This is a genomic window from Streptomyces sp. 8L (genome assembly GCF_020176795.1).
Taxonomy (GTDB): domain Bacteria; phylum Actinomycetota; class Actinomycetes; order Streptomycetales; family Streptomycetaceae; genus Streptomyces.
The window spans coordinates 26879-33639 of the sequence record NZ_JAIUKE010000074.1 but is presented as its reverse complement, the minus strand read 5'-3'; the positions used below and the strand labels follow the sequence as shown (position 1 = coordinate 33639).

Below are 6761 nucleotides of genomic sequence, written 5' to 3'. Positions count from 1 at the left end.
GCCCTCCCCCGGTCAAACCCAGCACGCCCGTGCAGCCCGTCCCTCCGGGCAACCCCAGCCCGTGCAAAGACCCCAGCCCGTCCGGCACCCCGCGCATCCCGGGCGGGGGCGGTCCGACGCATCAGGCCACCTCCAGCAGCCCGGCCCACGCGCGCGCGAGGACGGCGTGACCGAGTGGCGTCGGATGGACGCCGTCGCCGGCGACCGCCCGCGCGCCGCCGTGCTCCCGCGCGGCCTGGTTGAGCAGGCCGTCCGCCGCGAGCAGCGACGCGTCGAACTCCTCGGCCAGCCTGCGCACCACCTGGATGCGCGGGTCGAGGTCCTCACGCCAGTCCCACTGTTCCGCCTCGACCGGTACCAGGAACGGCTCGATCAGGACGAGCCGTGCGCCGAGTTCGTCCCGTGCCCGCGTCAGGAGGTGCCGGTAGTCGCGTTCGTAGGCGGCTGCCGTCGTGACCTCGCCGGAGTCGTAGCGGCGCCAGGTGTCGTTCACGCCGATCAGTACGGACACGACGTCCGGCTTCAGCGCGATCGCGTCCTCGTCCCACCGGGCGCGCAGGTCCGCCACGCGGTTTCCGCTGATGCCCCGGTTGAGGAAGGTCAGGTCGCACGGTCCGGAGCGCTCACGCAGCAGGTCCACGGCCATCCTGACGTAGCCGTTGCCGAGGCCGTCGCCCGGCAGGGTCCGCCGGCTGGTGTCGGTGACGCTGTCGCCCTGGAAGAGGATCGTCGAATCGGCGGGCACGCGCAGGGGCATCGGGTTCTCCGCGGTGGGGTCGGGACGGTGGCCGGTCCGCCGGGGCACCGCGGCGGAACACGCCGGGATGGAAGCGGCCGACGGGCACCGCCGGCGTGGCGCGCCAGGGCGGGGAGCGGGTTGCCCGCACACCGGACGGAAAACGTAGTAGAAAACGCTTTCTGCCACAAGGGACGACCGTGGTCTCCCCCACGAGTGGCGCAACCCTCTGGGCGATCGGACACTGAAGGCGTGATGACCGTACCGGATGTACGTGTGGCGCGCGTGTACGACAAGCCCCGGCCGGGCGGCGGCGCCCGGGTCCTCGTCGACCGGATCTGGCCCCGAGGCCTGTCGAAGGAGGCCGCGGCGCTGGACGAGTGGTGCAAGGACGTGGCCCCTTCCACCGAACTGCGGCACTGGTACGGGCACGAGCCTGAACGCTTCGCCGAGTTCGCCGCGCGCTACCGCGCGGAACTCACGGGACCGGGACAGACGGCGGCGCTGGACGGTCTCGCCGCCCTGTGCGGCCGGGGTCCCGTAACCCTGCTGACGGCGACGAAGGAGATCGGCCTCAGCCATGCGGCGCTGCTGGTGGAGATACTCACCGACACCGCCGCGTAACCGTAGGGCGGGCAGCGCGGCACGCCGATCCTGCCCGGGCAGCGGCGGATCACCCGGGCCGTGAATGTGCCAACGTCGCGGCGAAGTCGGCACATGCGACGGCGGCGCGCAGCGCCCCAGGACCCCGGCAGCCCGAACGGCCCCGCTGCCCGGCGATTCGTCAGCCCGGCAGTCTGCCTGCCCCGGCAGCCCGGCCGTACAGTGCCACGCGGGGCAGTGTCCCTCGCGTCGGTTCGAGAACACGCAACGCCCCTCCCCCGGAGCCCGGTTGGTGAGCACGGGCTACGCTCCTGTACGGGGTTCCCCCCCGGCGGCCCGCCGGCCGGCCGAGACACGGGGAGAGGGGAAGCATGACCGTCCATGACATCGCGTTGATCAGGGGCGACGGCATCGGGCCCGAGCTGGTCGACGCGGCGCTGACCGTGCTGGCGAAGGCCTCGGACACGTACGGGTTCGACCTCGGCATCACCGAGGTGGACGGCGGTGCCTGCACGTACGAGAGGACCGGCGAGGCGCTGAGCGCCGCGGGGCTGGCCGCCGTACGCGGTGCCGACGCGACGCTCATGGGGCCCGTGGGGCTCCCGTCGGTCCGGCTGCCCGACGGTACGGAGGCAGGGCACTTCGGCGGCGTCCTCAGGACGGAGCTCGACCTGTACGCACGGGTGCGCCCCGTCGAACTGCTGCCGCGCGTGCCCGCGCGGCTGACGGCGCGCCCCGGCACCGTCGACTACGTCGTCGTCCAGGAGAACCGCGGGAGCCGCGAGAACCAGGGGAACACCGACGGCCCCTACGCCGTGCACGGCGCGGGCCGGGAGACTTCCGGCGGGAGCACGGTGGCCGACACACTGACCGTGACGCGCAAGCGGTGTGAGCGGATCGCCCGGTACGCGTTCCGCCTCGCGCGTTCGCGGTCGGGTACGCGCCAGGACCGGGTGCGCCGGGTCACCTGCGCCGACCGTGCGGACAGCCTGCTCAGCATGCGCCTGTTCCGTGAGGTGTTCCTCGAAGTGGCGGGCGACTACCCGGAGATCCGGGCGGAGTGCCTCTACGCCGGCGCCGCGGCGGAGGCGCTGGTGATGAGTCCGGAGTACTTCGACGTGGTCGTCACGGCGGAACCGGTCGGCCCGGTCCTGAGCGACCTGGGCTGCGGCACGGTGGGCGGCACCGCACTGTGCCCCACCGGGGGCATCGGCGACGGTGCCGCGTGCTTCGGGCCGACGCACGGCAGCTCCCCCGCGCTCGCCGGCCGGCGCAGGGCGAACCCGATCGGCCAGATCCTCGCGGCCGCCATGATGCTGGACCACCTCGGCGAGGCGCCCGCAGCGCGCGCCGTGCGGGAGGCGGTGCGCGGGGCGCTCGACATGGGGACCGTACGGGTGGAGGCGGACGGCTGCTCGGGCGGCGGCCCGGCCGCGGCGGCGGAGGCGATCGCGCGGGAGATCCAGCCCGGCGCGTGATCTGCCGCGCGTCTCGCGGGACCGCACGACGCGGGTCGCCGCAGGGGCGGAGCGGTCGCCGGCGGTCACGGCGCCGCGGCCTAGACTGGACCGCCCGTTTACTTTTGGAAGTGTGTCTCGTGAGCCAAGACAGTCGACCGCGCAGGCCGGCGCAGCAGCGCCGCGGCGAGGAACTGCGCCGCCACATCCTGGTGACGGCCAAGGACGTGTTCCTGGAGACGGGTTACGAGCGTGCCTCCATGGACACCGTCGCATCACGGGCCCAGACGTCAAAGAGGTCCCTCTACGCGCACTTCGCGAACAAGGACAACCTGTTCCTCGCCGTCCTCGACTTCGCCCGCGAGCTCTACTTGGAGAAGCTCAGGACGCCGGACGCGTACGCCGAGCGCCCCGCCGAGGCGGTCACCCTCTTCTGCGCACGCTTCCTTCAGCTCATGGTGTGGGAGCCCCAGGTGCGCACCTGCCGGCTGAGCATCGCCGAGGCCGAACGGCTCCCGGGAAGTTCGAGCGCCTACTACGAGGCCATCTTCATCAGCACGCACGAGCGGCTCGTCGCCTACCTCGACGAGCGGTACGACATCGCCCCCGGCGACAGCGGAGCGCTCGCACAGGACCTGCTCGACCGAACGGTGCTTCCGCGCCTGTTCCGCGCCCTGCTCGGTGTCGACGCGGCCACCACCACCGCACCGGACGCTGTCGCCCTGGCCGACACCGTCGACCTGGACACGATCCGTGCCCTCGTCACCGGGGCCCTGCCGCCCGAACGCAAGTGACCGGCCCCCACCCGAGCACGCGGCTCGCCGCGATCCGCTCAACACAACACAACACAACCCAGCTCAGCTCAGCTCAGCTCAGCTCAGCTCAGCTCAACAGCAGTGACACCGCGGTACCGGACGCGATGCTCAGCAGGGTGGAGCGGCGCCAGGCCTGGAGGGCGACCGTGACCGCCACCGCCGCCAGTTGGGGCGCCGGCCAGGGCAGCGCGCCCGGTGCGTGGCGCGTCCCCTGGCCGGGTGGCAGAACCAGATAGACGAGCAGGATGACCATCAACCCGGGCGGCAGCAGCCGTGCCACCGCCCGCACGCCGCGCGCCTCCCGCAGTCTCCCCACAACGGCGAAGGGCAGTGCGCGCAGGCCGAGGGTCAGTACGGCCGCGATGGCGACGATCGCCGCGACATGACGCGGTTCAGGCATCGCGCACCTCCGGCCGCCGGGCGGCGTACGCCACGGCAGCGGCAGCGCAGGCCGTGAACAGCCCCATCGCGACCAGTAGGAACTGCCCTGGCGCCGCCCACCACGCCACCGCCGCGCAGCCGAGTGCCGCAAGCGGCACCCGTACCGAACCCAACGCCAGGACCGCTTCCGTGGCGAGTACGGCGAACAGCGCCGTCAGTACGGCGGACAGGTCAGGAAGCCGGTCGGCGACGGCCTGGCCCGCGGTGGCGCCCAGCAGCCCTCCACCCACCCAGTAGGCCTGCAAAAGGGCCTGCATCAGGGTGATGTGGCGTCCCTTCAGTTCGGAGCCCGGGGGCACCGAGGTCAGCGCGTAGGCCTCGTCGATCAGGGCGAACACACCGTATGCCCGCGCGAGGCGCCCTTCGATCCGGTGCAGCGGGAAGGTGAGGCAGTAGAACACGTGGCGGCCGTTGACGAGGAGTGTGGTGGCGGCCACGGCGGCGAGCGGGACGGCGGGCTGGGCCGTCGCGGTGGCCAGCAGCAGGAACTCCAGCGAGCCCGCGCAGATCAGCCCGCTGAAGACGGGAGCCCACCACCAGGCGAGTCCCGACTGCACCACCAGCACACCGAAGGCGATGCCCAGCGGCACCATGCCCGCCGCACACGGAAGCGTCAGGCGGGCGACCGTACGGACAGGATGCGCGGTTTCGGTCATACGGCAAGAGTAGGAAGGGGAGCCCGCATGATGGTTGCCGGACATTGCGGCACCGGGGACAACGGCGCAATACTCGGGCGGTGGACGATCTCGATCGCGCAATCATCATGGAACTCGAAGCGGACGGCCGTGTCACCAACGCCGAACTGGCGCTGCGCGTGGGGCTGACGCCCGCGCCGTGCCTGCGCCGGGTGCGGCGGCTGGAGCAGGACGGTGTGATCACCGGCTACCACGCGCGCGTCGACCCGGCCGCCGCGGGCCGCGCCTTCGAGGTGCTGGTCAACGTGGATCTGGCGATGAAGGACCGGGCCACCGTGCTCGCGTTCGAGGAGCGCGTCGCGGGCTTCCCCGAAGTGGTGGAGTTCCGGCGGATGTTCGGGCTTCCTGACTACTTCGTGCGGGTGGCGACGGAGAGCCTCCAGCACTACGAGTCGTTCGTGACCGACATGCTGGAGGACGTGCCGGGCATCGCCCGCGTCGACTCGCACCTGACCATGAAGCACATCAAGTGATCTGCCCCGGCGGCCGGTTCGGAGCGGTCAGGCCTGGAGAGGACGCCGTTCGCCGAGGTCACTGCGTGACGCGCGCCTCCAGGCGCACGAGTCCCGCGACACCGAACTGGAGGATCAGCGGCAGGGTGTGACGGCTCGTCACGCCCTTGACATGGGTCAGCTTCACGGCGGGCCCGCCCGCGGCGCCGAAGGTGGTGCTGCCGTTGGGCAGGATCAGGATGCCCGCGGGGTTCATCGCGCCGTTGTCCTTGGGGTTCTTCCCACCGCTGAGGGTGCCGCGCGCGCCGCCGGGGACACCGACCATGTCGAGGTGGTCGGTGACGGTCCCGGAGTTGCGGACGGTCATGGCGAGCGTGCCGTCCCCGGAGCGGTCGAGGTGGGCGACGGCTCCGGTCACCGACACCGCGGCGCCGTTCGAGCTGGCCTCGACCTCGCCGGGGGTGCCGCTCGGCGTCGGGGCCGGCGACGACGCGTCGGACGAGTGGCTCCCGCCGCAGGCGGTGAGGCACACGGCCAGCGCTGCGGGCAGTACGACCCCCGTGGCCGCAGTGACGAGGGGGTTCTTCCGTGCCGTCTTCGCTTTACGTGCCATGCCTGCATTATGCGAGCGGCCCGGTCGGCGCTGTCGGCCGGGTCCGTCCCCGGGCCGTTCCCGGTCACCCGCGACGAGGCCCGCGTACGTCAACCGCACGCTCCCCGCTCACTCCTCCGGCCGGTCGTGACAGGCGCCCCTCGGGCCGCTACCGGCCGTTCTCCGTGGAGACCTGGTCGCGGAACCGCCGGGCCTCCTCAGGGGGCCATAGGCTCGGAGCATGAGTGATGGCGCAGCGGAAGAGACGGAACGGGCACGGCGGCTGCTCGACGCGCAGGCCAAGGCCGAGGACCTGTTCGCGCAGGTGGAGAAGCGCGGGTTGCTCGTCCCCGGCGAGACGGAGCGGGCGGTCAGCGACCGGATCAGGGATCTGGCCAACGAGCTGTACGGGGTGAGCAGGTTCTGGCACAAGCGCATCGTGCGCTCGGGCCCGAACACGCTGCACCCGTACCGCGAGAACCCGCCGGACCGGGTCATCGAGGAGGGGGACATCCTCTTCGCCGACTTCGGCCCGATCTTCGAGGAGTGGGAGGCCGACTTCGGCCGCACTTTCGTCCTGGGCGACGACCCCGCCAAGCTGCGGCTGCGGGACGCGCTGCCGGAGATCTTCGCCGCGGGCCGCCACGCCTTCGAGGCGGCTCCCGGCATCACGGGAGCACAGCTGTACGCCGAGGTCGTACGGCTCACCGAGGCGGCGGGCTGGGAGTTCGGCGGACACCACTCCGGCCACCTCGTGGGCGAGTTCCCGCACGAGAAGATCAACGGTGACGAGATCTCCTCGTACATCACGCCCGGCAGCGACCGCCCGATGCGCCGCCAGGACTCCCAGGGCCGTGACTGCCACTGGATCTTGGAGATCCACCTCGTGGACCGGGAACGGGGCTTCGGCGGTTTCCACGAGGAACTTCTCGACCTCGCCTGACACCCGTCCGGACGGGCCCGCGAGCGG

The 6761-nt window shown here is 72.1% G+C and carries 9 protein-coding genes; 5 read left to right on the top strand and 4 right to left on the bottom strand.

All coding sequences use genetic code 11. From position 1 onward, the window contains the following. Positions 1-121: 121 nt before the first annotated feature. Positions 122-757 (bottom strand): SGNH/GDSL hydrolase family protein, encoded by a 636-nt coding sequence (locus tag LCE31_RS08060; protein WP_225013312.1) that lies wholly within the window; start codon positions 755-757, stop codon positions 122-124. A 234-nt stretch (positions 758-991) separates the two neighbouring features. Between LCE31_RS08060 and LCE31_RS08055 the strand changes: the two genes are divergently transcribed. The 3 genes from LCE31_RS08055 to LCE31_RS08045 all read left to right on the top strand — a co-directional run bounded on the left by LCE31_RS08055 (position 992) and on the right by LCE31_RS08045 (position 3590). Beyond that, positions 992-1360, top strand: a complete 369-nt coding sequence (locus LCE31_RS08055; protein WP_225013317.1) for a DUF488 domain-containing protein — start codon at positions 992-994, stop codon at positions 1358-1360. 350 nt (positions 1361-1710) lie between these two features. Continuing rightward, positions 1711-2817, top strand: a complete 1107-nt coding sequence (locus LCE31_RS08050) for an isocitrate/isopropylmalate family dehydrogenase (RefSeq protein ID WP_225013311.1) — start codon at positions 1711-1713, stop codon at positions 2815-2817. Between the two features lie 119 nt (positions 2818-2936). Continuing rightward, on the top strand, positions 2937-3590 hold the full coding sequence (locus LCE31_RS08045; protein ID WP_225013310.1) for a TetR/AcrR family transcriptional regulator: 654 nt from the start codon (positions 2937-2939) through the stop codon (positions 3588-3590). 88 nt (positions 3591-3678) lie between these two features. On the opposite strand, the gene LCE31_RS08040 is transcribed toward LCE31_RS08045, so the two are convergent. Continuing rightward, positions 3679-4011, bottom strand: a complete 333-nt coding sequence (locus LCE31_RS08040; protein WP_225013309.1) for a branched-chain amino acid transporter permease — start codon at positions 4009-4011, stop codon at positions 3679-3681. Beyond that, positions 4004-4708 carry an AzlC family ABC transporter permease gene (locus tag LCE31_RS08035; RefSeq protein WP_263631570.1) on the bottom strand — a complete coding sequence of 235 codons (705 nt, stop codon included), beginning with the start codon at positions 4706-4708 and terminating at the stop codon, positions 4004-4006. Before LCE31_RS08035 ends, LCE31_RS08040 begins: the two co-directional genes overlap by 8 nt. Before the next feature lie 80 nt (positions 4709-4788). Here LCE31_RS08035 and LCE31_RS08030 point away from each other — a divergent pair, with 80 nt between their 5' ends. Next, positions 4789-5220 (top strand): Lrp/AsnC family transcriptional regulator, encoded by a 432-nt coding sequence (locus LCE31_RS08030; protein WP_225013308.1) that lies wholly within the window; start codon positions 4789-4791, stop codon positions 5218-5220. 58 nt (positions 5221-5278) lie between these two features. Here LCE31_RS08030 and LCE31_RS08025 read toward each other — a convergent pair whose 3' ends face one another. Beyond that, complete coding sequence (locus LCE31_RS08025) at positions 5279-5812, bottom strand: hypothetical protein (protein ID WP_225013307.1); 534 nt, start codon at positions 5810-5812, stop codon at positions 5279-5281. A 220-nt stretch (positions 5813-6032) separates the two neighbouring features. Here LCE31_RS08025 and LCE31_RS08020 point away from each other — a divergent pair, with 220 nt between their 5' ends. Further along, a complete protein-coding gene (locus LCE31_RS08020; RefSeq protein ID WP_225013306.1) occupies positions 6033-6734 on the top strand; it encodes a M24 family metallopeptidase in 702 nt (233 codons plus the stop codon). Positions 6735-6761 lie beyond the last annotated feature (27 nt).

Bases quoted from the DNA above. Each gene is read 5' to 3' on its own strand.
- LCE31_RS08060 (WP_225013312.1), bottom strand. From the start codon at position 757: ATGCCCCTGCGCGTGCCCGCCGATTCGACGATCCTCTTCCAGGGCGAC.
- LCE31_RS08055 (WP_225013317.1), top strand. From the start codon at position 992: ATGACCGTACCGGATGTACGTGTGGCGCGCGTGTACGACAAGCCCCGG.
- LCE31_RS08050 (WP_225013311.1), top strand. From the start codon at position 1,711: ATGACCGTCCATGACATCGCGTTGATCAGGGGCGACGGCATCGGGCCC.
- LCE31_RS08040 (WP_225013309.1), bottom strand. From the start codon at position 4,011: ATGCCTGAACCGCGTCATGTCGCGGCGATCGTCGCCATCGCGGCCGTA.
- LCE31_RS08035 (WP_263631570.1), bottom strand. From the start codon at position 4,708: ATGACCGAAACCGCGCATCCTGTCCGTACGGTCGCCCGCCTGACGCTT.
- LCE31_RS08025 (WP_225013307.1), bottom strand. From the start codon at position 5,812: ATGGCACGTAAAGCGAAGACGGCACGGAAGAACCCCCTCGTCACTGCG.
- LCE31_RS08020 (WP_225013306.1), top strand. From the start codon at position 6,033: ATGAGTGATGGCGCAGCGGAAGAGACGGAACGGGCACGGCGGCTGCTC.